The 25006-nt window shown below is 67.7% G+C and carries 22 protein-coding genes; 8 read left to right on the top strand and 14 right to left on the bottom strand.

Annotation, left to right across the window (positions count from 1 at the left end; translation table 11 throughout):
- Positions 1-5: 5 nt before the first annotated feature.
- From nadC to nadA, 3 genes are all read right to left on the bottom strand, one after another.
- Positions 6-866, bottom strand: a complete 861-nt coding sequence (gene nadC / locus AB0H76_RS38920) for a carboxylating nicotinate-nucleotide diphosphorylase (protein ID WP_357332742.1) — start codon at positions 864-866, stop codon at positions 6-8.
- On the bottom strand, positions 866-2509 hold the full coding sequence (locus tag AB0H76_RS38915; protein ID WP_357332741.1) for an L-aspartate oxidase: 1644 nt from the start codon (positions 2507-2509) through the stop codon (positions 866-868). Before AB0H76_RS38915 ends, nadC begins: the two co-directional genes overlap by 1 nt.
- Before the next feature lie 61 nt (positions 2510-2570).
- Entirely contained in the window at positions 2571-3614 is a 1044-nt protein-coding gene (nadA, locus tag AB0H76_RS38910) for a quinolinate synthase NadA (RefSeq protein WP_357332739.1), read from the bottom strand.
- Between the two features lie 115 nt (positions 3615-3729).
- On the opposite strand from nadA, the gene AB0H76_RS38905 reads away from it, so the two are divergent.
- Complete coding sequence (locus AB0H76_RS38905; RefSeq protein WP_357332737.1) at positions 3730-4476, top strand: NUDIX domain-containing protein; 747 nt, start codon at positions 3730-3732, stop codon at positions 4474-4476.
- A gap of 6 nt (positions 4477-4482) precedes the next feature.
- Here the strand turns inward: AB0H76_RS38905 and AB0H76_RS38900 are convergent, their stop codons facing one another.
- A complete protein-coding gene (locus tag AB0H76_RS38900) occupies positions 4483-5145 on the bottom strand; it encodes a TetR/AcrR family transcriptional regulator (protein ID WP_357332735.1) in 663 nt (220 codons plus the stop codon).
- A gap of 95 nt (positions 5146-5240) precedes the next feature.
- On the opposite strand from AB0H76_RS38900, the gene AB0H76_RS38895 reads away from it, so the two are divergent.
- Together AB0H76_RS38895 and AB0H76_RS38890 are read left to right on the top strand one after the other, a co-directional pair.
- On the top strand, positions 5241-6188 hold the full coding sequence (locus AB0H76_RS38895) for an ATP-binding cassette domain-containing protein (RefSeq protein WP_357332733.1): 948 nt from the start codon (positions 5241-5243) through the stop codon (positions 6186-6188).
- Entirely contained in the window at positions 6185-6979 is a 795-nt protein-coding gene (locus tag AB0H76_RS38890; RefSeq protein ID WP_357332731.1) for an ABC transporter permease, read from the top strand. The genes AB0H76_RS38895 and AB0H76_RS38890 overlap by 4 nt, the downstream gene beginning before the upstream one ends.
- 35 nt (positions 6980-7014) lie before the next feature.
- On the opposite strand, the gene AB0H76_RS38885 is transcribed toward AB0H76_RS38890, so the two are convergent.
- The 8 genes from AB0H76_RS38885 to bioB form a co-directional block, all read right to left on the bottom strand.
- Positions 7015-10941, bottom strand: coding sequence for a hypothetical protein (locus AB0H76_RS38885; RefSeq protein WP_357332729.1), 3927 nt, complete (start codon positions 10939-10941; stop codon positions 7015-7017).
- A 49-nt stretch (positions 10942-10990) separates the two neighbouring features.
- Entirely contained in the window at positions 10991-14935 is a 3945-nt protein-coding gene (locus tag AB0H76_RS38880; protein ID WP_357332727.1) for an AAA family ATPase, read from the bottom strand.
- Between the two features lie 67 nt (positions 14936-15002).
- Positions 15003-15227: a hypothetical protein gene (locus tag AB0H76_RS38875; protein WP_357332725.1), complete on the bottom strand. Its 225-nt coding sequence runs from the start codon at positions 15225-15227 to the stop codon at positions 15003-15005.
- A gap of 163 nt (positions 15228-15390) precedes the next feature.
- Positions 15391-15564 carry a hypothetical protein gene (locus AB0H76_RS38870; RefSeq protein ID WP_357332723.1) on the bottom strand — a complete coding sequence of 58 codons (174 nt, stop codon included), beginning with the start codon at positions 15562-15564 and terminating at the stop codon, positions 15391-15393.
- 88 nt (positions 15565-15652) lie between these two features.
- Positions 15653-16186: a DUF1353 domain-containing protein gene (locus AB0H76_RS38865; RefSeq protein ID WP_357332721.1), complete on the bottom strand. Its 534-nt coding sequence runs from the start codon at positions 16184-16186 to the stop codon at positions 15653-15655.
- Between the two features lie 93 nt (positions 16187-16279).
- Positions 16280-17008 carry a DUF2567 domain-containing protein gene (locus AB0H76_RS38860; RefSeq protein WP_357332719.1) on the bottom strand — a complete coding sequence of 243 codons (729 nt, stop codon included), beginning with the start codon at positions 17006-17008 and terminating at the stop codon, positions 16280-16282.
- The gene (locus tag AB0H76_RS38855) at positions 17008-17217 is read right to left on the bottom strand and encodes a hypothetical protein (RefSeq protein WP_357332770.1); all 210 of its coding nucleotides are present in this window, start codon (positions 17215-17217) and stop codon (positions 17008-17010) included. Before AB0H76_RS38855 ends, AB0H76_RS38860 begins: the two co-directional genes overlap by 1 nt.
- A 57-nt stretch (positions 17218-17274) precedes the next feature.
- The gene (gene bioB / locus AB0H76_RS38850) at positions 17275-18288 is read right to left on the bottom strand and encodes a biotin synthase BioB (RefSeq protein ID WP_357332717.1); all 1014 of its coding nucleotides are present in this window, start codon (positions 18286-18288) and stop codon (positions 17275-17277) included.
- A gap of 109 nt (positions 18289-18397) precedes the next feature.
- Between bioB and AB0H76_RS38845 the strand changes: the two genes are divergently transcribed.
- Together AB0H76_RS38845 and AB0H76_RS38840 are read left to right on the top strand one after the other, a co-directional pair.
- Positions 18398-18982, top strand: a complete 585-nt coding sequence (locus tag AB0H76_RS38845; protein WP_357332715.1) for a TetR/AcrR family transcriptional regulator C-terminal domain-containing protein — start codon at positions 18398-18400, stop codon at positions 18980-18982.
- Between the two features lie 123 nt (positions 18983-19105).
- A complete protein-coding gene (locus AB0H76_RS38840) occupies positions 19106-19783 on the top strand; it encodes a hypothetical protein (RefSeq protein ID WP_357332713.1) in 678 nt (225 codons plus the stop codon).
- A 5-nt stretch (positions 19784-19788) separates the two neighbouring features.
- Here AB0H76_RS38840 and AB0H76_RS38835 read toward each other — a convergent pair whose 3' ends face one another.
- The gene (locus tag AB0H76_RS38835; RefSeq protein WP_357332711.1) at positions 19789-20955 is read right to left on the bottom strand and encodes an alpha/beta fold hydrolase; all 1167 of its coding nucleotides are present in this window, start codon (positions 20953-20955) and stop codon (positions 19789-19791) included.
- A gap of 65 nt (positions 20956-21020) precedes the next feature.
- Between AB0H76_RS38835 and AB0H76_RS38830 the strand changes: the two genes are divergently transcribed.
- The 3 genes from AB0H76_RS38830 (at position 21021) to AB0H76_RS38820 (ending at position 23956) form a co-directional block, all read left to right on the top strand.
- Positions 21021-22319 (top strand): DUF2786 domain-containing protein, encoded by a 1299-nt coding sequence (locus tag AB0H76_RS38830; protein WP_357332709.1) that lies wholly within the window; start codon positions 21021-21023, stop codon positions 22317-22319.
- Between the two features lie 97 nt (positions 22320-22416).
- Positions 22417-23136, top strand: coding sequence for a DsbA family oxidoreductase (locus AB0H76_RS38825; protein WP_357332708.1), 720 nt, complete (start codon positions 22417-22419; stop codon positions 23134-23136).
- A 73-nt stretch (positions 23137-23209) separates the two neighbouring features.
- Entirely contained in the window at positions 23210-23956 is a 747-nt protein-coding gene (locus AB0H76_RS38820) for a hypothetical protein (protein WP_357332706.1), read from the top strand.
- 70 nt (positions 23957-24026) lie between these two features.
- Here the strand turns inward: AB0H76_RS38820 and AB0H76_RS38815 are convergent, their stop codons facing one another.
- Positions 24027-24842 (bottom strand): DUF1206 domain-containing protein, encoded by an 816-nt coding sequence (locus AB0H76_RS38815; RefSeq protein ID WP_357332704.1) that lies wholly within the window; start codon positions 24840-24842, stop codon positions 24027-24029.
- Positions 24843-25006: the final 164 nt, after the last annotated feature.

Genomic DNA, 25006 nt, shown 5'->3' with positions numbered 1-25006 from the left:
GCTGATCACATGTCGAGGCCGAGATCGAGCACCCGCACGGAGTGGGTGAGCGCGCCGACGGCGAGATAGTCGACGCCGGTGCCCGCGTAGTCGGCGGCGGAGTCCAGGGTGAGCCCGCCGGACGACTCCAGTTTGGTAGCCGGGGATTTGGTGTTGCGGCGCTGCACGGCGGCCTGGGTCTGCCAGAGCGGGAAGTTGTCCAGCAGGACGAGTTCGACGTCCTCGGCCAGGACCGCGTCGAGTTGTTCGAGGCTGTCCACCTCGACCTCGCAGGCGATGTCGGGAGCCAGGTCGCGGACCGCGCGCAGCGCCGCGGTCACCGAGCCGGCGGCGACGACGTGGTTGTCCTTGATCAGCGCTTCGTCGCCGAGGCCCATGCGGTGGTTGACGCCGCCGCCCACCCGCACCGCGTACTTCTGCAGGGCCCGCAGGCCGGGCAGAGTCTTGCGGCTGTCGCGGATCTTGCAGCCGGTGCCCGCTACCGCGTCGACCCAGGCCGCGGTGGTGCTGGCGATCCCGGACAGATGACAGACCAGGTTGAGCATGGTGCGCTCGGCGGTGAGCAGGCCGCGCGTCGGGGCGACCAGCCCGAGGACCGATTGACCCGGCTGGACGCGGGTGCCGTCGGGGACCCGGTCGGTGATCTCGTAGTTGCCGGCGCCGATCACCTCGTCGAGCACGAGCAGGCCGACGTCGAGTCCGGCCACGGTGCCCGGCTCGCGGGTGACCACGGCGGCTTTGACGACGGCCTCGGCGGAGACGGTGGCCAGGGTGGTGATGTCGGGGCCGTAGCGCAGGTCCTCGTCGAGCGCGGTGCGGATCAGCGCGAGAACTTCGTCGCGGTCCAGGGCGGGATCCAGAGCCATCAGCTCACTCCAATCAGGGGCAGGTCGGTCGGGACGATCGGCGCCTCGAGGTCCGGATGGCCGTCCGGATCCAGGCTGATCGAAATGCTGTGGCGCAGTGCCGCGACCGGGTCGGGGAAGTCGGATCGGGTGTGGCAGCCGCGACTTTCGGTGCGCGCGGCGGCGGCCAGCAGCAGCACCCGGGCGGTGAGGGTGAGGGCGCCGTCTTCGAGTTCGGTGATGCGCTGGGCCGCGATGTCTTTCGCGGACAGCGTGGTGTCCCGCTTGTCGCCGTTGGCTACTCGGCTCGACATGTTGCGCAGCACCGCGCGCTCCAGCCGCTGCCCGGCCTCGGCCAGTCCGTCCCGGTCGCGCACCACGGCGGCATGGGTGGTCATCACCTGCTGCAACGCCTGCCGGTCCACGCGCGGCATGGTGTAGGAGTGGATTTCGCCGACGCCGCGCGGAGATTCGAGCCGTTCGGTGGCGGCGGTTCCGACGCGCTCGCCGACGACGAGCCCCTCCAGCAGACTGTTCGACGCCAGCCGATTCGCGCCGTGCAGGCCGGTGCGCGCCGCCTCACCGGCGGCGTAGAGCCCGGGCACACCGGTGCGGCCGTGCGTATCGGTGACGATGCCGCCGCACTGGTAGTGCGCGGCGGGCGCGACCGGAATCAACTGGGTGCTCGGGTCGATGCCCGCGGCCAGGCAGGACGCGGTGATCGTCGGAAAACGCTGTGCGAAACCGGCTATCGCGCGGCCGTCGAGGAAGACATGGTCGGTGCCCAGCGCCCGCATGCGCGCGGCGATGGCCCGCGACACCACATCGCGGGGCGCGAGATCACCACGCGGATGCACCCCGGCGGTGACCGAATCCCCTTCGGAATCCACCAGAATCGCGCCTTCGCCGCGCACCGCCTCGCTGATCAGCGGCCGCCGCCCCAGCCCGCCGGGCGTGTGCAGCACGGTCGGATGGAACTGCACGAACTCGAGATCGGCGACCGAGGCGCCGGCCCGCAGCGCGAGCGCGATACCGTCGGCGGTCGCGCCCGGCGGGTTGGTGCTGAGCGCGTACAGCTGGCCCAGCCCACCCGTGGCGAGCAATACCGCCGGAGTGTGCACGACGCCGAAACCGTTGTCCGACACCGCGAGAACGCCGCGTACACCGCTCGGGCCGGTCACGACCTCACAGGCCGCGGCGCCGAAGACGACCGGCAGACCGGCCGCGTTCAACGCCCGCTGCACCTCCGCGCCGGTGGCGTCGCCACCCGCGTGGATGATGCGCCGGGTGCTGTGGCCGCCCTCCCGGGTGCGCGAAATCTCGCCGTCCCGGCCGAGATCGAACACCGCGCCGAGGTCGGTCAGCGCGGCGACCGCGGCCTGACCGCCTTCGACGATGGAGCGGGTGGCCGCCGTGTCGACCAGTCCGGCGCCGGCCTCGACCGTGTCGCGCACGTGCGAGTCCACCGAATCCTCTTGCGGCGCGACCACGGCGATGCCGCCCTGGGCGTACTGGGTGGCAGTGTCGGTGGGCCCGCCCTTACTGAGGATGAGCACCCGCAACCCGCGCAGCGAGGCGGTGCGCGCCGCCGTCAGACCGGCGACGCCGCCGCCGATCACGACGAGGTCGGCTTCGGCTTCCCAGCCGATCGATACCGAGGTCATCGACCCCTGCCTTCCAGTGTGGCCGCGGCGGGAAGTCGATCCCCGCCGCGCCCACCGATCATTACTCGCCCCCGCCGGGGTTACCGATTTCGATCATCCGCTGCACCGAATTACGGCCGAGCGCGGCCATTTCCGGATCGACGTGCACCTCGTCGGCGCCCTCCACCAGGCAGCGCAGCAGCGCGGCGGGGGTGATCATCTTCATGTAGGGGCAGGAGGCGCGATCGTTGACGGCCTGGAAGTCGATGCCCGGGGCCGCTTTCCGCAGCTGGTGCAGCATGCCGATCTCGGTGGCGACCAGCACCTGGCTCGACTTGGACTGTTTGGCGGCGTCGATCATGCCGCCGGTGGACAGGATGTGCACCCGGTCGGCCGGGAAGGAACCCTCCCCCGCCAGGTACAGAGCCGAAGTGGCGCAACCGCATTCGGGGTGCACGAACAGCTCGGCCTCCGGGTGGGTGCGCGCCTGCTCGGTGAGTTCCTCGCCGTTGATGCCCGCGTGCACGTGGCACTCGCCGGCCCAGATCTGGATGTTCTCCCGGCCGGTCACCCGCTTGACGTGCGCGCCGAGGAACTGGTCCGGCAGGAACAGCACCTCCCGGTCCGGATCGATCGAGGCGACGACGTCGACCGCGTTGGAGGAGGTGCAGCACACATCGGTGAGCGCCTTCACCTCCGCGGTGGTGTTCACGTAGGACACCACGACCGCGTTCGGGAACTCGGCCTTCCAGGCCCGCAGATCGTCGGCGGTGATGGAGTCGGCCAGCGAGCAGCCGGCCCGCTGATCCGGAATCAGCACGGTCTTGGCGGGGCTGAGGATCTTCGCGGTCTCGGCCATGAAGTGCACGCCGCAGAACACGATGGTGTCCTCGGGCGCCTCGGCCGCGATCCGGGACAGCGCCAGCGAGTCGCCCACGTGATCGGCGACGTCCTGGATCTCCGGCAGCTGGTAGTTGTGCGCGAGGATCGTCGCGTTGCGCGCGCGGGCCAGGCGCTTCACCTCCCGCGCCCACTCCGGGGTGGCCTCGATACCGGTGTAACCGGACGGGCCGTCGAACACCTGCCCCATCAGCGGAGGCGCCGTGTACGCACCCATGCTCGCCATGATGGCTCCCTTCCTGCGGCAACCACGTCACCATCGACGGGCTCACCCTTTTGTCGCGCGGTCGGCCTCCTCGCCGATTCGCACCAAACCAGGTTTTCGACTTACAATCGAAAACGTGGCCCATAGTAGCACCATCCACGAAACGCTCACCGCCGTGTTCCAGGTTCGCCCGGTCATCCCGCGCGTTCCCGCAGGTCCAGGCGTTGACGCTGACACGCGACGGTGTGCACCCGACCAAAAGCACGAACTTTCGGTCCTACTTTGGGAGCGCGCGCTCGACCCGCAGAAGGACACCTGGTCCCTGCCCGGCGGCCGGCTGCGCGACGACGAGGATCTGGACACCTCCGCCGCCCGCCAGCTCGCCGAGAAGGTCGACGTCCGGGAACTGGCGCACCTGGAGCAGGTGTGGGTCTTCAGCGACCCGCACCGGGTCCCCGGCGCCCGCCGCATCGCCTCGGCCTACCTCGGACTGGTCCCCCTGACCGCCGACCCCCGCCTGCCGCCCGACACCGCCTGGCACCCGGTCTCCGCGCTGCCCGCGATGTCCTTCGACCACGGCACCGTCGTCGAGCACGCCCGCACCCGGCTGGCCGCGAAACTCTCCTACACGAACATCGCGTTCGCGCTCGCCCCCGAGCGGTTCAGCATGTCCACTTTGCGCGACATCTACTGTGCCGCACTGGGTTACGACGTCGACACGACCAACCTGCAACGAGTCCTGTCGCGCCGCAAGGTGATCACACCGACCGGCGCCACCGCCCCGCCCGGCCGTGCGGGCGGAAGACCCGCCGCGCTGTACCGCTACACCGACTCCGAGATCCGGGTCACCGACGAGTTCGCCGCGCTGCGCCCACCCAGCTGAGGCCGGTCAGCCGGGGACGATGCCGAAGAGCAGCGCCTCGATGCCCGCGTGGAAGACCGCGTCGTTGTCCCGCAGCGCGGAATCCGTTGCGGGAGTGGCGAACAGCGCCGCGAGATGGGGATAGTCGCCCGGCGGTGGAGCGACCGCGCCGCCGAGGTCGGCTGCGGCCAGGCCCGCCGACTCCTGCGCCGCGAAGGTGATCACCCAGCCCGAGAGCAGCGCGACGCCCATCATCGTCGCGGTGGAGCCCAGGCCCGACGGCGCGAGCGCCCCGGCCATCTGATCGAGGTAGCGAAACGAGTTCGGGCCCAGGCTCGCCGGGCGCGCCTGGCCCAGCCACGGATGGCGATGATGCAACGTCCGCGACTGGTCGGCCAGGGCCAGCACGTCGGCGCGCACATCGCCGGTCAGCTCCGGATAGTCGTACTCCGCCGCGACGCGGTCGACCATGAGCGCGATCAGGTCGTCCTTGCCGTCGACATAGCGGTAGAGCGAGGCGGCGGCGGTGCCGAGATCCTCCGCGACGCCGCGCATCGACACCGCGCGCAGCCCGTTCGCGTCCGCGCGGCGGACACAGGTTTCGGCGAGCTGATCCAGCGTGTAGGCCGGGCGCGGTCCGGGCTTCGGCGCGTCGCCACGCGACCACAGCGTGGTTCCGGGGTGCGTCATACCTGTCAGCATGCCCCACATCGCTAGTTGCGAACACTGTTAGCAGACGCGTATCGTGCAATTGCGAACGATGTTCCCAATTGATCGGAGTGCTGGTGACCGTTATCGAAGCCGAAGCCTTGACCAGGCGTTACGGCAAACACGTCGTGGTCGACGGCGTGGACCTGAAGGTTCCCGCCGGGCAGATACACGCCCTGCTCGGGCCCAACGGATCCGGAAAGACGACCACCGTGCGCATGCTGGCCACGCTCCTGCGGCCCAACGCCGGCCGTGCCCGAATCCTCGGCTTCGACACCGTGACCGAGACCGCGCAGGCCAAGCAGCAGATCGGCCTGGTCGGCCAGTTCCACGCCCTCGACCCGCGACTCACCGGGCTGCAGAACCTCACGATGTTCGCGCGGCTCAACGGATTTCGCTCGGCGGCGGCGCGAGACCACGCCGCCGAACTACTCGACCGATTCGATCTCGCCGAGGCCGGAACCCGTCCCGTGCGCACCTATTCCGGCGGCATGCGCCGCCGCCTCGACATCGTCGCGGGCATGGTGCTGCGCCCGGCCGTGCTGTTCCTGGACGAACCGACCACCGGCCTCGATCCCCACAGCCGCAACGAAATCTACCGGTATGTCCGGGATTTCGTGACCGAGGGCACCACCGTACTGCTCACGACCCAGTACCTCGACGAAGCCGAACGGCTCGCCGATGCCATCACCATCCTGCAGTCCGGGCGCGTCATCGCCACCGGAACACCCGCCGAGATCGTCGCGGCCGCGGGCTCCGGACTGGAGATCGTCCTGGGCGATCCGCTGCGTCGCGGAGAGGTCGCCGCGCTCCTCGACCCATTCGGCGGCCGATTGAATCCCGCAGCGACGGAAGAGGATTCGACGCGCATGTCCTTCGCCTTCGACGGACCCGGCCCGGATCTGCTGCCGGTGCTGCGCACCCTGGAGGGCGCGGGCATCGACATTCACGACATCGGCCGCCGCGCAGCCACTCTGGACGACGCGTTCCTCGCCCTCACCCGCCACGAAGGAGCCACCGCATGACCATCGCACCCCTCACCGGCGCCTGGATCCTGTTCCTGCGCATCATCGCCATGTACCGCAACTCCCCCGGCCTGTTCGCCATCACCCTGGCCGCCCCGCTCGGCATGATGCTGCTGTTCGGTTTCGTCTTCGGCGGCGCCCTCGCCGGCGACACCGACTCCGCCACCTACCGCGCCTACCTCGTCCCCGGCGTCCTGGTCCTGGTCGCCGCCATGGGCCTGACCGCCACCGCGCCCACCGCCAACGCCGACCTGCGCAGCGGCCTCACCGACCGCCTCCGCGCCCTCCCCCTGCACCCCGCCGCCGCCCCCGCCGGCTTCGCCCTCGCCGAAACCCTCTTCGGCGCACTGGCTCTGGCCCTGATGGCCGCCGCCGGTTACCTCCTCGGCTGGCGCGTCGAAACCACCCCCGCCCAAGCCGCCCTCGCCATCACCCTCCTGCTCACCTTCCGCTGCGCCCTCGCCTGGCTCGGCATGCTCCTCGGCGCCGCCATCCGCGACGAACAAGTCCTGCAACAGGTAGCGCCCCTCATCTTCGGCGCCCTCATGTTCTCCAACGTCTTCGTCCCCACCAGCACCATGCCCACCCCCATCGCCGCCATCGCCGACTGGAACCCCGTCAGCTCCATAGTCGCTGCCCTCCGCCACCTCCTCGGGCCCGACACCCCGCTCCCACCCGATTCGGCGTGGCCCATGCAGCACCCGGTGGCCGCCGCTTTCCTTTGGGTCGCAGTGCTTTTCGCCATCTCGGTGCCCGTCGCGATTCGGGGGTACGCCTCGAGTTCGCGATAGCGAATCCAGGCGGCTGACCGTGCTCCCGGCGCGCCTCATAGACACGGCGGGTCGTACGGCAGCTCCGGGACATGTTCGTGCCATTGGTCCTCGGTGATCGGGGTGGCGGCGGTGCATATGCGGTCGGACACTCGCTGGGTATCGAGATCCCACCAGCGGATGCCCTGGAGCCCGGTCAGCAAGAAGGTGCCGCTCGGGTGGAAGGCCAGTTCCCATTCGTCTTTCGGGACCGCGGTGGCCAGGGGATAGTTGATCGGCTCGGGCTTGTGCGGATCGGTGAAATTCCACATGCGCAGTTCGGAGTCATGGCCGGTCGAGACGAGCAACTTCCCGTCGGGACTGAACGCGAGCGACATCACCGATGCCGCGTGCCCCACCAAGGGGACTCCGATTTCGACTGGGGAACGTTCGTCCGTGATATCCCAGACGCTGATCGCCTGCTCGCCCGCGGTGCTGACGAGCATGGTTCCAGCCGCGTTCGCGGCAAGGCGGATACGCGAATCGGCGTGACCGACATGGATCCTGCTGACCTGTCGAGGCCGAGCCGGATCCGCGATGGTCCAGAGGGTCGCGAATCCATCGGCACCGGGAACCACGACGAGATTCCGGCCTGGGACCATCTCGATGACACTCAGCGGAAAAGACGACGGCTCGCCTTCCAGGGGGATCTCGGCCGGATCACCGGCCGGCCGGGGCCGCTCTCGATCGGAGAGGTCCCACACCCGCAGTCTCGGGATCGGTTTTCGGTCTCGGTGGTGGAGTTCGAGGACTGTCAGCTGCCGCGAATCCGCGCTGAATCGCGCGCTCTGAAAGTCGAAGTACGCGCCGGGTAAGTCGGCTATCGGGCGCGGTGCCGCCGCATCGGAGACGTCGAACAATCGTGCACCGACGTCTCTTTCGACGACCAGCACGGTGCGCCCGTCCGGACTCAGCACCGGGCTACCGAAGGAATCCGCGACCCGCAGGTGCCCGAGCACGCTGGTGTTTTTCGGTTCCTCGGTGCTCCGCAGTTCAGTGCCGCCATTCATATCCAAAACCAGCCGTTTCCCGCTGGTATCGAATCCGAAGCCGCCCACCCACTGCCGGTCGTCCATTCCCAGGGGAAGCCGCCAGACCCGTAGCAGACCGTCGTTCCCGCCGGTGAACAAGCACCCATTCGGCCCGAAGTCGATAGGACCCGCGAATTCGGCAGCCGTCCATGAAGAAGCCAGAACCGGCCGCTGCGGCTCGGAGATCGACACCAACGACAGTCGCGCCGAGCGGCCCGATCCGGAGCCGACAGCCAGCAGAGCACCGTCTGGGCTGAACGTGACGGTGACCGCCGCCTGGGGCACCACTTCGGCGTACCCAGTCGGAATCGGGTTTCCGACCCGCCGCGGCGCTGCCGCATCGGACACATCCCAGAGCTGAACCGCGTGACCATTTTCCGCCGCGACAGCGAGGATCCGCCCATCCGGACTGAAATCGGCACCACCCGAGTCTTCTTGAAGTCTGCCCAGGTTTCGCGCCGCACCAGGTTTCGCTGTGTCCCAAAGTTCTGTCACCCCCGCCTGGTCGACGGTGGCCGCGAGCGAACGGCTCATCGAGACCGAGAGTGCCCCGTTCGGGTTGCCGTCGCCGGAGAGAATCACCTCGTGCGGCACCGGTTGCGTGGGGTTGTCCAACGCCCACGTCGTCACAGAACTCCGGAATCTTGTGGTGACCAGAGTCCGGCTGTCGGAACTGAACCCGACTACATGCCCCGGCCGCAACGGCTCGCCCAGCGGAAATGGACCCGCCGGGTCGCTGATATCCCAGAGCCGGCCATTGCCGAACCACCGACCGGCAGCGAGAAACCTGCCATCCGCGCTCAGGGCGAGCGACCCCGTGTCGACGGCATCACCGGTTTCGATCAGCCCGAGGGCACGCGGATGGTCAGGGTCAGTGGTGTCCCACAGCCGAATCCGCTTGTCGTGGCCCGCGGTAGCGAACACCCGTCGATCGAGCCGGAACGCGGTCGCCGTCACCGCACCGGAGTGCCCCGGAAACGACTTCGACAAAGGTAGCGACTGCGTATCCAGTATTCGAGCGCGCACTTCCGGGTCCTCGGGCCGTAGGCGATGCGCGGCGAGGACCAACTGCGCCGACAGTGCCGGGTCCGGCTCACGCATTTGGTCCGCCTGCGCCACGATGGCAGCGAATACGGCGTTGTCGCGCTGAGCTGCCGCCTTATTGCCCTGCACGACTGCTATTCCCGCTAGGACCAAGGCTGCGACAGTAAGTGCGGCAAGCACCACTTTTGTGGTCGTGGCACGGCGCTCGGTCTGCTTACGCTGCGCCTGTGCCGCACCGAGGAACTCCGCGGCGACAGCGCCGATCGCGTCCTGACCGACATGCTCTTCGACCGCGCTCAGCCGGGCACCTCGGTAGAGCAGCGACGAATCTCGCTGTGCTGCGGCCCAATCCGCGGCATCGGTGTGCAGCCGCTGCCGTTCCAGATACCCGACACGATCCTCGTCGATCCAGGCCCGCAATCTCGGCCAGGCATCCAGCACGATCTCGTGGGTCAGGTATGCCGCGTCCGAATCGAGGGTGACCAGCCGGGTGCGGGCCAGCGCGTCGAGCGCGGCGTCCGCGGCTTCGACTGTGCGACTGAGCAACTCGGCACGAGTCACTTTGCGTCGGGTGTCGCGGGCGTCGTCGCCGACCGTGACCAATCCGAGGAGCACTTGCTTGCCGATCGCCTGCTGGAACTCGCTGAGTTCATTCCAGGCCTTCTCGGCAGTGGCCGCCACCGACCCCACTACTCCGCCGGCCGCGCGGTACCCGTCGATCGTCAGCCGCGCGCCTTCCCTGCGCTGCCACACGGCCTCCATCACATGGGAGACCAGTGGGAGCGCCCCGGGGTCGTACCCTTGACGATCCCCGCCATCCAGTCCGCACAGCTCGGTGATGACGAGTTCCTCGAGGCCCGAATCCAGCTTGTAGCCTGCCAATTCGGCTGGGCGGGTGATGGCTTCGGCCAGCTCGTCCAAGCGCATCGGGCCGAGCAGATAGCTGCGGTGCTTGAGGGCGTCCTCCAGAACAGGGACGTCCAGGCAGCGGGCGTAGAAGTCGGCGCGGATGGCCAGGACCACGGCAGTCGGCTCGTTCTCGCCGCGAATGGCGAGGTGTTCCAGGGCCGCGAGGAATTCTTTGCGACGGTGTTCGTCCTGGCACTGCGTGAACAGTTCTTCGAACTGGTCGACGATCAGTAGTCGGCGGCGGTCGGCGCCCCACGCGGCGAGTGCTTCATCGAGTGAGAGCTCCTCCCCCGAAGCATCCGGATGTACCGCGGCCGCTAGCGCGCGTAGCGGATCCGGCCCCGGTGTCAGAGTCGCGACCGCCCACTCCGCTGCGGGATCTGCCAGCTCGGGTATCAACCCGGCCGCGAGTAGCGACGACTTGCCGGCTCCGGAAGCGCCGACCACCACGATCATGCCGCCCTCACCACCGGAACCGACTGTGGCCCGGACCATTTCGGCCAACTCAGTGGTGACTCTGCCGCGCCCGAAGAACACTTCGGCGTCGTCCGGTCGATACGAGGCCAACCCCAGATACGGGCACACCGCGCCGGCCCCGTCCGCATCCGGATCCCACTCGTTCGACGCGGTCCACAGCCGCTGCCACTCCTGCACCGACAGCAGCGCGGGCGACACCTGCTCGCTCGACTTCCGCGCCTCATCGATCAGCGTAAGCACCACTGGCAGAAAGGTTTCGAACTTCGCCGGGGAATTCCGTCCCGCCTTCCAATCACTGATCCGCTGGATCGACACCCCACCCTTCTGCCCCGCCGCCCGGCTTGCCCGCATCCGCGCCTCGGCCGCGGCCGCAACCCGGCGCAGGGTTGGATTGCCCGCAGCGTCGAACAGGGCCGCGAATCGCTGCGCGAACACCGCGCGTGGCGACGGCTTCAGTCGTCCATTGGTGGAACTCGAATCCATTCGCACTCCCCTACTTTCGGATTCCTTCTTGACGACAGCTCATCGGCCATCAACCACACGGCGGCTCATACGCGAGCTGCGGAAGGTGCGCCTGCCAGAGCTCGGGAGTCATCAGTGATCCGGTCACCTCGCAGATTCGGGTGATCGCCTGATGTGGATCCAAGTCCCACATCAGGATTTGATTGCCGTTGTTGGTCCCCACCACGTATCGGCCGCTGGGATGGATGACCGTGTTCCACCGCCGCGACGACGCCGGTGTTGCGAGCGGGTGCGACAAGACATTCGGGTGGCGCGGGTCGGTGAAGTCCCAGAGCCGAACCATCGAATCCTCGATTCCGCCGGTAACGAGACGGTCACCCGACTCATCGAACGCAAGGGTCGCAATCGGAGAAGTATGACCGGCCAGCGGCAGACCCACTGGCCTGGGTGCGGCGGGGTTACCGACGTCCCACACCCGGATCAGTTGGTCGTCGCCGGTGCTCACCAGCGTCTTTCCATCGGGGTGGAATGCGAGACGACCACGCGACTCGGCCGGTCCGATGTTGTTCTGTCCCAGTAGCTTCGGGGCGGCGGGATCCTGGAAGTCCCAGAGCATGAGCGATCCCTTGCGACCGGCAGTCGCCAGCAGCTTTCCGTTCGGGCTGACTCGGATGTCATTGGAATAGTCGGAGTCGAGCGCAATGCGCGCACTTGCTTTTGCGGGTCGACGGGGATTCGAGACATCCCAGACTTGCAGATGGCCGTTTGCTTCATCTACTTGTGAGGTGACCAGATACCTACTGTCTGGGCTGAAGACGCCAGCGCTGATAAGCTGTGCTCCGTCCGGCGCGATCTCTGAAATATTTCGTGGCGCAGCAGGGTCAGAGATATCGATCAGTCGCGTTGTGCTGCGGCCCGTATCGGCGATCAAGAGTCGGCCGTCCGGGCTCATTGTCAGATGTGAAGGGTAGTAATCCGTTGGTAAATATCCCAGGCGCCGGACGGTATGCGGATCCTCCACCAGCCACAGCTCGATTCCGAAGCCGGCGTATCCGACAGCCATGATTCTTCCTTTGGCATCGAGCTCCGGCCGCGAGGTCCACGCGTGTGGTCCTCGGGTCTGAATCTGTGGTAACGACCACAGCCGAACCATGCCGTCCTGGCCTCCCGTAGCCACGATGTTCCCGCGCGGTGCGAAAACAGCGGCGGTGACGACCCCTTTGCTTCCGGTCAATGGTCCGTGTGACACCGACAACCGGTTGAAGTCGTCGATCTCCCAAACGCCTAGATGGCCGCCAGCGATGGCGTTCACCAATTCCTTGCCATCTCGACTGAAGGCCAGCGCTTTATCGCGGGTTACTTGGCCAGGCAACGGCGTGCCGATAGGCCGAGGTTCAGCTTCGTTCCGTACATCCCAAATCTGCAGGGCAGAGTTCCCGGAGATGTTTCCGGAGAAATTCACCGCGACGGTATTACCGTCCGGACTGAACACCGCGGCCAGTCCGCGCTCCGACAAATAACCGAGTCGACGCGCCGGCCCGGGCTGGGAGATATCCCAGAGCAGCATTTCTTCGGAGTCGGCCTCGATCGTGACGGCTCGTCCGAAGTCCGAACTCAAAACCAGGGCTGACCAGAAATAGCGCGATTCGGGGGACAGTATCGACCTGATCGAACGCGGATCCGCGGGATTCGCGATGTCCCAGAACGACACTCCCCCGTCCTTGTTGCCTGTCGCGAGGACCTGCTGATCCGGACTGAAGGCAACGAGAGCCGGCATCCGGGCACCGGGAATTTCCGAACCGATCTGCCGAGGATGCTCGGGGTCTCGCACATCCCACAGGCGAGTCCCCATAACACTCGCCGCGGCAAGCGTTGTGCCATCAGGACTGAACGCCACCGACTCGAGCGGCATGTCCCCTTTGATCGGGCTCCCCAAAGCGCCTGGTGCGTGGTCCGTGACCGTCCACAACCGGAGCGAACCATCTGCTCCCGCAGAGGCGAGAACCTGCCCATCTGGGCGAAAAGCCAGGGCGTTTACATATCCGCTGTGACCTGACAACGATGTTGCCAACGGCAGATTCTGAGTGTTCAACAGGCGTGTCAGCACCTGCGGATCGCCGGGGCGCAACTCGTTCGCGACCATGGCCAGTTGGGCTGACAGTGAGGAGTCGGTGGACTCGAGCCGGTCGGCTTCGGCCAGCAAGGCTGCGAAGATCGCATTGTCGCGCTGTTCTTTAGCAGTCCCGCTCTGTACAAAGGCGACACCGGCAAGCGCCAGTGCCACAACGGTCAGTAGGGCCAGCGCAGATCGCAATGCCAAAGACCGTCGCTCCGCTCGGCGACGACCCGCTCGAGCGGCCTCGAGAAATTCTTCGGCCACCGTGCCGACCGTGCCTCTGTCAGCGTGTTCCTGCATGGTGGTCAAGCGGGCGCCGCGGTAGAGCAGCGATGGATCGCGATGGCTGCCCGCCCAATCCGACGCATCCGCTTGTAGCCGTTGACGTTCCAGATACCCGACCCGATCCTCATCGATCCACGACCGCAGCCGCGGCCACGCATCTAAGACGATTTCGTGTGTCAGATAGGCGGATTCGGTGTCGAGGGTGATCAGGCGGGTGCGGGCCAAGACGTCGAGGGCGGCTTCGGTGGCTTCGACGGTCTGGCGGACGAGGTCGGCGCGGGCGACTTTGCGGCGGGTGTCGCGGGAGTCATCGCCTACCGCCACGAGGCCGAGGAGAACTTGTTTTCCCACGGACTGCTGGAATTCGGAGAGTTCGCCCCATGCCTTTTCGGCCGTGGCAGCGACCGAGCCGATGACGCCACCTGCCTGCTCGTAACCGTCGATGGTGAGGCGCATGCCGTCGCGGCGTTCCCAGACGGCAGCCATCACGTGGGAGACCAGGGGCAGGGCGCCGGGGTCGTAGGCGCGGCGCTCGCCGCGGGTGCCGAGACCGCAGAGTTCGCTGATGACGAGTTCTTCTAGACCGGATTCGAGTTTGTAGCCGGCGAGTTCGGCGGGGCGGGTGATGGCTTCGGCGAGTTCGTCCAGGCGCATGGGGCCCAGGAGGTAGCTGCGGTGTTTGAGGGCGTCTTCCAGGACTGGGATGTCGACGCAACGGGCGTAGAAGTCGGCGCGGACAGCGAGGACGACTGCGGTGGGCTCGCGCTCGCCGCGGATGGCGAGATCTTCGAGAGCCGCGAGGAAGGTTTCGCGTTGGTCGTCGTCGTGGCAGAGGGTGAAGAGTTCTTCGAACTGGTCGATGATCAGCAGGCGCCGGCGGTCGGTTCCCCAGGTGGAGAGGGTGTGAGTCACGGTATCCGCGGTCGGTGGCCGGTCATCCGGGAGATCAGGGACAGCCGAGCCTGCCGCTGCCGCGAGCAGTGCCGCCACCGGCTCCGCCCCCGGCGTCAGCGTGGCGATCTCCCAATCTTCTTCGGGCTGACCGAGTTCCGGGATGACTCCGGCTTCGAGGAGGGAGGATTTCCCCGCGCCCGAGGCACCCACCAGCATGACGATCCCGCCCTGGCCCTCGGGACCGACTGTCGCGCGGATCAATTCGACGAACTCCGCGGTCGGTCTGGATCGGCCGAAGAAGAGTTCGGCGTCTGCACGCCCGTAAGCGGTCAGGCCGAGATAGGGGCATTCGGTTGCCGCCGAGTCCGGGTCCCATTCGATGGCCGCGGTCCACAGCCGCTGCCACTCCTGGGCGGACAGCAGGGCGGGCGCGACCTGTGTGCTCGACTTGCGAGCTTCGTCGATCAGCGTAAGTACTACCGGCAGCAGGGATTCGAACTTCGCGGGTACATTCCGCCCGGCCTTCCAATCACTGATCCGCTGGATCGAAACCCCACCCTTCTGCCCCGCCGCCCGCGTGGCCCGCATCCGCGCCTCGGCCGCCGCCGCAACCCGGCGCAACGTCGGATTCCCCGCCGCCTCGAACAACTCCGCGAACCGATGCGAAAAGATCGTGCGCGGCGACGGTTGTAGTCGCCCGCTCCCCCGGCTCGAATTCATCTGCCCCTCCTGATTTCTCGCTCACCGTAGCGGCTGTGGCCGCCACGGCGATCGAGCTGCTCGGTATCTACTTGGTGATGGTCGGGCACGGAACGGGTATCGGCTGCAGCGTCTCGGTCGGCGAACTGGGCGGCAGCTGAGCCGGTTTGGGCAGGCACAGTGGGAGCGGAAGTTCGGGTGCTTCACTGATGTGTTGCAGGACAACTGGTTCCGGAGCGGCGCTCAGTTCGGAGAGCGCGGCGAGGCTGAGGATGGTCAGCACCAGGGCGACCACTAGAGATTTCCACGGCATGTTCGACACCCCTCGGTAATGGAGATTCACTGTTCCCGGTCCAGGACGACGTTAGGAAGAGCGCGCCGGATCGGAGACCGGGATTACGGTGTAGTCGGTTGAATCAGCAGGTCACGGCCTCGGAAACAGATTCCGGACCGGACAGTGGCGACGGTGCGACGGATCAGTCGTTGTCGCTGTTGCGGTGCTTACGAGTACGGCGGTACTGCCGCTTGCTGGTGATCGGCTGAGCGGCATTGGAACGCCGGATCTCGTGCCGGATACGCCACGCGAGGAGATCGGGGCGCTCGGCATTCGGCGTCGTGGTCGCGCCGGCGACATTGGTCATTCGCTTCATGTGGGAGCCCCCTTTCCGTGGACGTCGAGGAGTGCTCACCGTAGAGCGTGGGCCGCAACGGAATCCACCGATTTTCCGCGGGCAGCGGTCAGGCCGTCTTCATCTGTGGCTTCGGCGCGGGGGCCGCGGTGCGGCGGCTCAGCCGCGCGATGGCCCAGAACACCAACTCCACCAGCCAGAAGATCCACAGGAACAGGGTGACCACGATGACGGGGACCGCCAGGAACACCACCGAGGGTGCCGCGACGAGGGCGAACCGGCCGAGGTCGCCGGGTGTCGCGCCCGCCAGCCGGTTCGCCGACCGCACTGCGGCCCACATCATCCAGCGGCGGGGCATGGAGACGCCGAGCTCACGCAGCGCGCGCCGGAAGATGCCGTCGGCATCGGCGGTGCTCACCACATCGGAGTGCAGCAGATAGTCGTGCAGGATGGCGGCGCGGGTGTAGGCCCCGTAGCGCGGGATCAGCCAGACCAGTGCGCGTGGCACGGAGGCGAAGTCGGTGCGGAAGCCGGCGGGCACGGTGAAATCCTGGCTGTCGCCCTGGTAGACCACCGGCTCGGTGAGCTTCCAGAATTTGGCGTCGAGCTCCTCGACAACCGGACCGCTACCGATGAAGGCCACGACTCGTTCCTCCTCGAACGCACTGCGTGTAACCCTATTTTAAGGCGTTCTGGTACGCATGTGCCGTCGGCGGAGCAACGGTTCGGCCAACAGTCAGCGCGTGGGCCGTGACTCGGTGCCGCCGTGGTAAGTCGTGGTGCCGTTGGGGTATTCGATGGTGCCGTCGGCGTAGGTCACCGAGCCGTCGGCGTTGTGGGAAACCGGCGTGTGCTCATAGGACGTCGGGAAATCGCCGCCCGGCGGGAAACTCCGCACCGGCCCCTGGGTACCGAACGGCCCGGCGAACCCGGTGCCCAGATCCTCCGAGGCGCTGAACGCGGCCAGGAACATCAGCACAAGCGAGGCGACCAGCGGCTGCACGACCAGCGCGAGCGAACTGCCGACCTCGGGCGCCAGCGCGATGATCGTGCCGACCGACGGATCCACCGGGCGCGGAAACCGCCACTCCGCCACGGTTTCGCCGAACCACTTCATCGCGTACACGCCGAGCAGCGACCCGAACAGCAACCCGGCCTGCATGATCGGCCCGCGCACCGCGCGCCACCGCCATGCCGCCACCGCCGAGAGCACGCCGGCCACGAAACCGAGGCAGACGAAGATCGCCAGCGCGTCGAACTGATGGGTGCTCTCACCGGTCAGGGGCGCGCCCCGACCCGGCTGGGTGACGACCAGGTGCTCGGCGGGCGCGAGGAAACCCCACGCCACCCCGGCCGCGATGCCCAGCGCCAAGACCGCGGCGCCGATCAGCAGCGCGGCGCGCACCTCCCGCCGGACGCCGAAGGCGACCGGCCCGTACACCACACCGCCGACCGGGGCCGCCACTAGCGGTGTTCCAGACTCGTCGAATCGAGCACACCGTGCCGGGAGCACTTGGCCCACCAGCCATCCGGGCTGACCTGCACGATCATGCGGCGCCCGCACTGCTCGCAGAAACGGGGCGGCTCCAGCCCGAGTGCGGCGGCCGCCGGCATCGCGTCGTCGAGCCCGGGCACGATCCGCTTCCCGGTGAACGGGTTGTAGCGCTCGTCCATGTTTTGAGGAAGCACAGCCATGACATTACCCATCATGCTCGGGAAGCAGAGGTTGCCTCACAACGTTTCGTTGAGCGCCTTGATCGGCATCTTCAGCTCACCGAGCAGATCCAGGTCGGCTTCGGCGGGCCGGCCGAGCGTGGTCAGGTAATTGCCGACGATGACGGCGTTGATGCCGCCGAGGATGCCCTGCTTGGCGCCGAGGTCGCCGAGGGTGATCTCGCGGCCGCCGGCGAAGCGCAGCATGGTGCGGGGCAGCGCGAGCCGGAACGCGGCGACGGCGCGCAGCGCGTCGGAGGCGGGCAGCACCTCGAGGTCGCCGAACGGCGTGCCCGGGCGCGGGTTGAGGAAGTTCAGCGGAACCTCGTGCGGGTCGAGTTCGGCCAGCTGCGCGGCGAATTCGGCGCGCTGCTCCAGGGATTCGCCCATACCGAGGATGCCGCCGGAGCACACCTCCATGCCGGCCTCGCGCACCATGCGCAGGGTGTCCCAGCGCTCCTCGTAGGAGTGGGTGGTGACAACCTGGGGGAAGTGCGACTTGGCGGTCTCGAGGTTGTGGTTGTAGCGGTGCACGCCCATGGCGGCGAGCTGGTCGACCTGCTCCTGGGTGAGCATGCCCAGCGAGCAGGCGACCTGGATGTCGACCTCGTTGCGGATGGCCTCGACGCCGGCCGCGACCTGCGCCATCAGCCGCGCGTCCGGCCCGCGCACGGCGGCCACGATGCAGAACTCGGTGGCGCCGGACTTGGCGGTCTGCTTGGCGGCTTCGACCAGGCTCGGGATATCGAGCCAGGCGGCGCGCACCGGCGACTGGAACAGGCCCGACTGCGAGCAGAAGTGGCAGTCCTCGGGGCAGCCGCCGGTCTTGAGCGAGATGATGCCCTCGACCTCGACCTCGGGGCCGCACCACTTCATGCGCACCTCGTGCGCCAGGGCGAGCAGGTCTTCGAGGTGGTCGTCGTCGAGGCGCAACACCTCGAGCGTCTGCTCCTGGGTCAGGCCGACGCCGCGCTCGAGCACCTGCTCGCGGGCGATCGACAAAATCGAGATGTCTACGGGTGCCTGAGTCACTGCACGAGTCCCTTCGTCCGGCTGTGCACGAGGTCTCCGTGCAACTTGAACAGTGTTCAGGCTAGGGTAGGTTCGAGAGTGAGTCAAAACACGTGTGAAGGGAATTGGTGTGCAGCTGCATCGGGCGGACGTGGTCGACGGAGCGATCGCCATCCTGGATCAATACGGTCTCGGCGACCTGACCATGCGTCGTCTGGCCGGCTCACTCCAGGTCCAGCCGGGCGCGCTGTACTGGCACTTCCCCAACAAGCAGGCGCTGCTGGGCGCGGTCGCCGACAAGATCCTGGCCCCGATGGAGGACCCGATCGTCGCGACCGAATGGTCCGGCCAGATCAGTGAATTGGCGCATCGGCTGCGCGACTGCCTGCTCGCCTACCGCGACGGCGCCGAACTGGTGTCGGCCACCTACGCCTCGCGCCTGACCACCAGCAAGGGCCGGGAACGCTTCGTCAGCGCGGCCATCCGCGCGGGTATGCCTCGCGACGAAGCCGAGCACACGGCGTTCACCCTGCTGTACTACGTCCTCGGCCACACCGTCGACGAGCAGTCGCGCATGCAGATGGATTCGGTCGGCGCGCTGCCCGAGGGCGCCTCCCCGATGGACGAGACCACCGATCCGACAGCGCGTTTCGACTTCGGCCTGCAATTGTTCGTGGCCGGGGTGCGGCACCTGCTCGGCACCGAGGTCCGCTGAGGCACCTCAACCGACGGTAAAGGTGTTGCGGGCCAGCCACTCCGGTGTGCTAGGCATGGGGGAATCGCGACGGCCCCGGGCCGTCGTTCTGTTGCCGGCACCGATAGGACTCGCAGGACCCGCATGAGCGCACCACAACCACCCAACCCCTACAACCAGCCCGGCGGCTGGCCACCCCAGCAGCCGCAGCAGCCCTACGGCCAGCAGCCATACGGCGCGCCGCAACAGCCGTACGGAGCTCCCCAGCAGCCCTATGGTCAGCAGCCTTACGGCGCACCGCAGCAGCCGTACGGCCAGCAGTATCCGCAGCAGTACGGTCAGCCGCCCGGCCGCCCGCCCTACGGCCCGCAACCCCCGCGCAACGGCGGCAACAAGACCCTCCCGCTGCTCCTCGGCGGCGGCGCCGTCTTGGTGATCGTGCTGGTCGTGGGCGCGTTCCTGCTGTTCTCGGGGTCGGACGGCGGCATCGGCGGCTCCTCCAAGAGCCCGCGCGAAGTGGCCGAGGCCTGGGTCAACGGCACCGGCGACAAGAAGAACCTGGTCTGCAAGGCGGATCTGGCGAAGCTCGACAGCGCCAAGACCACCGCGACCATGCCGACCAACACCAAGATGCCCAACATCGATTCCAAGAGCACGCTGAAGAGCGTCGACGTACCCAGCGGCGCCAACAGCGGCAGCTTCACCACCGAGATCAGCGTCAAGGTGCTCGGCAAGACCAGCAGCCAGACCTTCACCTACAAGCTGGTGCAGGAAAGCGGCGACTGGAAGGTCTGCGGCATCACCGAGGCCCTGCTGAAGTAGCGCGGTCAGCGCGGCGCGGCCGCACTGCGCGCCTCGCGGATCTGCTGCTGATAGCGCTGGATGAACGGCAGCACCTGGTCGACGATGACCTGGTTGTACTCCCGCGGCCGTTGGATCGGGTTGGCGTGGCCGGTGTTCCGGGGGAATGCCACCAGCAGGCTGCCGTCCACGCCGCCCGCGAGTTCGATCAGGATCTGGTGCGAGTATTCGACATCGACGACCCGATCGCGCTGAGCGTCGCGGGGCCGCAGGAAGACGATGGCCGGGCGGGGTTTGCCTTCGAAGGGCCGGGACAGCGCGCGCAGATCGGCGGTGGCGCCGCCCGCGACGATCGCCAGGAACTGCGATTCGATCAGGCCGTTGCTGGCGACGTCGTCGGAGAAGATCTTGTCGTGCAGGACGCGTTCGCTGGTGTCCGAGAATTCCGGCATCCGGACGCCGGGGTCACCGTCGAGCCCACGGTCGACGAATTCGCCACGGCGGGCATACATTTCGACGATGAACCGCAGTGTGCGGCTCTCCCGCGCCCCCGGTAGCCAGCCCATCCAGCGCACCATGTCCTCGCCGCGGCCGCGGCTCTCCTCCCGGACCGCGTTCAGGTCCAGCGGCGTGCAATCCAGCACCACGCCGACCAGTCGCCGGTCGCTGTCGGTGTGGATGTGGCGGGCCACCTCGAGCGCGATCACCCCGCCCATGCTGTGCCCGACCAGCACGATGTTCTTCAAGCCCGACATCGCGGCGGCGCGGACGATCAGATCCGCGATGACCTTGGTGTCGATACCGCGATTGTCGTATTTGATCGCCCACACCACACCGAGCCCGCTCAGCGACGGCAGCGCCGCCGCGGTGTTGCTCGCGTTCAGGTTGCCCAGGCCGACCAGGTCGACCACCACGGTGTCCCAGTTCTGCCGATCCGCGGGGGTGGCGACCGGGAGTATCGCCGGCTCGGTGCGGGCCAGCCGGGCTCGTTCCGGGGCCACGTCCCACGTCCAGTACTGCGCGAACACCGTCAGGATCGCGACGAGTACCGCCATGAGCCGGACCAGCGTGACCCGGCTGCGGCGCAGGGTCGACCAGTCGTGGCCGAGGCGGGTATCCCGCCAGCGGGCCCGGCGTCGCGCATCGTCGTAGTCGGTGACGGTGGACGGGTGTCGATCGTCCAACAGCGACATCACTCCACTGTGTCTCGGAAAACTACGGTCCGCTATCGGACTTACCGGTGTCTACGGGGCTAAACATGACCGCGCGCGTTCGGCGCGGGCGGCGGCGGGCCGTAGCGTGGGCGGCCATGGGTAAGAAGCCGAACCGCGCACACCGTGCGGCCAAGCAGCGAGCACGCCAGGCCGGCTCCGATTTCTGGGCCGTGCACGGCACTGCCGAAACCGCCGAGCAGGTGGCGAACGCGCTGCTGGCCGCCGCCCTGGAGACCGCGAAGGGCGACGACGCACTCGCCGCGCGGTTCGCCCGGGAACTCACCCTCACCCCCGAGGTGGAGGGCGGCGTACATCTCGCGGGTCAGCGTCTCATCGGCCACGTTTTCGCGAGCGGCTGGCTACCCGCCGACGTCGACCAGGCCGCCCGCCGCCGCGTCGACGACTTCGCCGTCGAATTCCTCCTCGACGTGCAGGCCGCCTACCTCGCACCGCACGCCGCGGACACCCTCGACGACACCTGGCGCACCCAGATCGGGGCGACCGGAGCGCGGCTCTGGTGGTCCCCGGCGCAACCTCATCTGGCCCAGTGGACAGCGAAACACCTCCTGACCCCGGCCGAAGCGCTGACCACGGTGATCCAGGCCTTCGCCCTGCTGGTTCAGCTGCCGAAGCTGGAACTCATCCGCCCGCTACCGGGAACAGCGCGCCGAAGCACCGTCACCCACGTCGATGACAAGGCCTTGTCCCGCGTGCGTGGGCTGCTGGCCAAAGCCGAGTCGACCTCGTTTCCCGAAGAGGCGGAAACGCTGTCGGCCAAGGCACAGGAGCTGATGACCAAGTACGCCATCGATCGTGTGCTGCTCGAAGCTCCCGTCGACCTGCCCGGCGCCCGCCGCATCTGGCTCGACACCCCTTACACCGACGCGAAAGCGCTCCTCGTCGAGGTGGTCACCCGGGCGAACCGCTGCCGCGCCATCTTCGCCGCCGAGTGGGGCTTCACCACCATCGTCGGCGACGAACCCGACCTGGACGCCGTCGACCTGCTGATCACCTCGCTGCTCGTGCAAGCCACCCGCGCCATGATCGCCGACAGCACCGCCGGTGACACGCACTCCCGCAGCCGCCCGTTCCGCAAATCGTTCCTGCTCGCTTACGCCACCCGCATCGGCGAGCGCCTGGCCGAGGCGGCCGAGGCCACCGTCGCCGAGGCCGCCGAACCCGGACGCCTGCTGCCCGCACTGGCCTCGCAGCAGGCCCGGATCGACAAGGCCTTCGATGTCCTGTTCCCCGCCGTCGCCCCGAAACGCACCACCATCCCCAGCGCCGCCGGATGGGAAGCCGGACGTGCCGCGGCCGAGCGCGCCCACCTGAAGAACCATTGATCGGGAACATTCGCGCAGGTCGCGGGGTTCTTCCCAGTGGTGCCGAACGCACCCGCGGCGGAACATACCGTCGCCACCGACGTGGGAATGAGGTGTTATGGCCGTACAGGTCGAGATCTGGACCGATATCAACTGCCCCTTCTGCTACCTGGGCAAGCGCCGATTCGAAGAGGCCCTGGCGGGCTTCCCGCACCGGGACGCCGTCGAGGTGGTGCACCGGTCCTTCGAACTGGATCCCACGCTGGACCACGGCCACAGCGACGCGGTGATCCCGCATATCGCCGGCAAGTACGGCATCAGCGAAGCCCAGGCCGCCGCCAACGAGCGCGGCATCGCCGCGCAGGCCGAGGCCATGGGATTGGACTACCGAGTCGAGGGCCGCGACTTCGGCAGCAGCTTCGACATGCATCGGCTGCTGCACTTCGCCCTGGCGCAGGGCAAGCAGGAAGCACTGCTGGACGCGCTCTACGCGGCCAACTTCGCCGACGCTCGCCCGCTGTTCGGTGACACCGAGCGGCTGGTGCAGGTGGCGGCCGACGCCGGATTCGACGCCGCCGAGGTCCGCGCCGTGCTCGCCGACCCCGAAGCGTATGCCGACGCGGTCCGCGCCGACGAAGCCGAGGCGGGCCGGCTCGGCGCGCGCGGCGTGCCGTTCTTCGTCATCGATCGCAAATACGGGGTGTCCGGCGCACAGCAACCGGAGACCTTCGCGCAGGCGCTCGAGCGGGCCTGGGCCGACCACGCGCCGGAGCTCGAAGTCCTCGGCGAGGCCGACACCTGCGGACCCGACGGGTGCGCCGTTCCGCAACGCGACTGAGCAGCCACTGGACTGCCGCCATCGGCCGGTGAATAGTCTGCGAAGACAGCGTTGTTCGTCGGAAGGTGTCGATATGTCGGTTGCGGCCGAGGTCAGTGAGCAGATTCAACGGGTCGGCGGGAGCTTCATGTTCTCGCGGGAAGCCAAGGAGTTCGCGGCCGGCACCGGAGTCGAGGGATTCCTCGGCGCCTACGTGCGCGGGCGGGGCGGTGTGCTCGGTGACGTGGACGCCGACGTGATCCGATCGGCCTTCGGGTTCTTGCCCCTGACGACGGTGCGCGCAGGCTGGGAATCGACCGCCGCCATCCCCGCGGCGAAGGCCGCCGAAGGCTACCTGGCGGCGTGCCAGGATTTCGGGCGGCGCAAGCTGGCCTCGTTCGAGGCGGCGCCGCGACTGGCGGAACTCTTGGAAGCAGTGGTGACCGAAGCCGATTCGGCCGGCGCCGCCCTCTTTGCCGGATGGCGGGCGATGCCGCTGGCCGCCGACGCACCGGCGCGGGTGCTGCACCTGTCGCACACGCTGCGGGAGCTGCGCGGTGGTTTGCACCTGATGGCGTTGCGGGCGAACGGCGTCACGCCGCTGGCGGCGGTGCTCATCAAAGGTTCCCCGTTCAACGACGGCCCGAACCAGGCCGCCTGGTTCGGCTGGCAGCAGCCCTTCCCGGAGATCACACCGGAGATCCACCAGCGCTGGGAACGCGCGGAAGCGCAAACCGACGAGATGATCAGCCCGGCCTTCGCGGTACTCGGCGAAGCCGGCGAGGCGGAACTCGTCGCGCTCGTCGCTGCCTGCCACGACACCGTTTTCGCGGCGCGCTAGCGCCAGAACGGAAAACGGGCCGTGCCCCCTGAATACTCAGGGGGCACGGCCCGTTTCGGCCGGCAGACGCTTACATCTTCGCGAAGCGCGCCTGCACGAAGTTGTAGAAGCCGTAGACGACGATGCCGAGGCCGACGACGATCAGCAAGATCATGCCGTACGGCTGTGCGCCGAGGGTCTTCAGCGCGCCGTCGAGGCCCGCGACCTGATCCGGCTTGGAATGGAACGTCGCGAGGATCAGCAGCACACCGACCACGCCGATGGCGAAACCCTTCACGATGTAGGCGGTCATGCCCATGCGGCGAACCACCTGGCTGACACCGCCTTCGAGATCCTTCTCGAACTTCTTACTGGCGCCCTTGTAGATGTGGTAGCCACCGACGCCGATGATCACCAGCGCGATCAGCACCAGCAGAATCTTGCCGCCGGAGCTCTCCATCAGGCGCGCACTCATGCTCTGGCTCTGGCTCTGGCTGGAGGAACCGCTGCCGCGCACGAAGTTCCATGCGGTGAGAGCGAAGAAGAAGTAGATGACGGCCTTGGCGGCCGCCTTGACACGCCGGACCGCCTCGTGCTTCTTGTCCTGGTGGTCAGGCTCGGAGGCCTTGCCGAGGAAGACCTGAACCACATGCCATAGCGCCAGCAGCACGAAGGCCACCACTGCGAACCACAGGATGAATTTGCCACCCGGCTTCTCGGCCAGCTCCGCCATAGCACCTGACTGATCAGCCGTGCCGCCGCGGCCGAAGGCCAAGCGCAGCGCTAGGTAGCCGATGATCAGATGGACGATTCCACTCATGACGAACCCGGCTCGCGCGAAACGCTCGAACGTGGGGTGTTGTGCTAGCCGCTCCGCCTGGGAGCGGCTTCCTGCTGTGGTGCTCATCGAGATCCCTCACTCCTGTCGAACTCGTTCCGGCGATACCCGGACAGGAGGTCACGAAACAGGATGGGACACAACGCAAAAAGGCCCTCCAACCGAAGTTGGAGGGCCTCTCGCAAAGGATGTTCCGGCGGTGTCCTACTCTCCCACACCCTGTCGAGTGCAGT

It is taken from the genome of Nocardia sp. NPDC050712, assembly GCF_040654295.1.
Classification (GTDB): domain Bacteria; phylum Actinomycetota; class Actinomycetes; order Mycobacteriales; family Mycobacteriaceae; genus Nocardia.
The sequence above is the reverse complement of the archived record's forward strand: the minus strand, read 5'-3'. Positions and strand labels throughout refer to the sequence as shown.

Bases quoted from the DNA above. Each gene is read 5' to 3' on its own strand.
- nadC (WP_357332742.1), bottom strand. From the start codon at position 866: ATGGCTCTGGATCCCGCCCTGGACCGCGACGAAGTTCTCGCGCTGATC.
- AB0H76_RS38915 (WP_357332741.1), bottom strand. From the start codon at position 2,509: ATGACCTCGGTATCGATCGGCTGGGAAGCCGAAGCCGACCTCGTCGTG.
- nadA (WP_357332739.1), bottom strand. From the start codon at position 3,614: ATGGCGAGCATGGGTGCGTACACGGCGCCTCCGCTGATGGGGCAGGTG.
- AB0H76_RS38900 (WP_357332735.1), bottom strand. From the start codon at position 5,145: ATGACGCACCCCGGAACCACGCTGTGGTCGCGTGGCGACGCGCCGAAG.
- AB0H76_RS38890 (WP_357332731.1), top strand. From the start codon at position 6,185: ATGACCATCGCACCCCTCACCGGCGCCTGGATCCTGTTCCTGCGCATC.
- AB0H76_RS38885 (WP_357332729.1), bottom strand. From the start codon at position 10,941: ATGGATTCGAGTTCCACCAATGGACGACTGAAGCCGTCGCCACGCGCG.
- AB0H76_RS38880 (WP_357332727.1), bottom strand. From the start codon at position 14,935: ATGAATTCGAGCCGGGGGAGCGGGCGACTACAACCGTCGCCGCGCACG.
- AB0H76_RS38875 (WP_357332725.1), bottom strand. From the start codon at position 15,227: ATGCCGTGGAAATCTCTAGTGGTCGCCCTGGTGCTGACCATCCTCAGC.
- AB0H76_RS38870 (WP_357332723.1), bottom strand. From the start codon at position 15,564: ATGAAGCGAATGACCAATGTCGCCGGCGCGACCACGACGCCGAATGCC.
- AB0H76_RS38855 (WP_357332770.1), bottom strand. From the start codon at position 17,217: ATGGACGAGCGCTACAACCCGTTCACCGGGAAGCGGATCGTGCCCGGG.
- AB0H76_RS38840 (WP_357332713.1), top strand. From the start codon at position 19,106: ATGAGCGCACCACAACCACCCAACCCCTACAACCAGCCCGGCGGCTGG.
- AB0H76_RS38835 (WP_357332711.1), bottom strand. From the start codon at position 20,955: ATGTCGCTGTTGGACGATCGACACCCGTCCACCGTCACCGACTACGAC.
- AB0H76_RS38830 (WP_357332709.1), top strand. From the start codon at position 21,021: ATGACCGCGCGCGTTCGGCGCGGGCGGCGGCGGGCCGTAGCGTGGGCG.
- AB0H76_RS38825 (WP_357332708.1), top strand. From the start codon at position 22,417: ATGGCCGTACAGGTCGAGATCTGGACCGATATCAACTGCCCCTTCTGC.
- AB0H76_RS38820 (WP_357332706.1), top strand. From the start codon at position 23,210: ATGTCGGTTGCGGCCGAGGTCAGTGAGCAGATTCAACGGGTCGGCGGG.
- AB0H76_RS38815 (WP_357332704.1), bottom strand. From the start codon at position 24,842: ATGAGCACCACAGCAGGAAGCCGCTCCCAGGCGGAGCGGCTAGCACAA.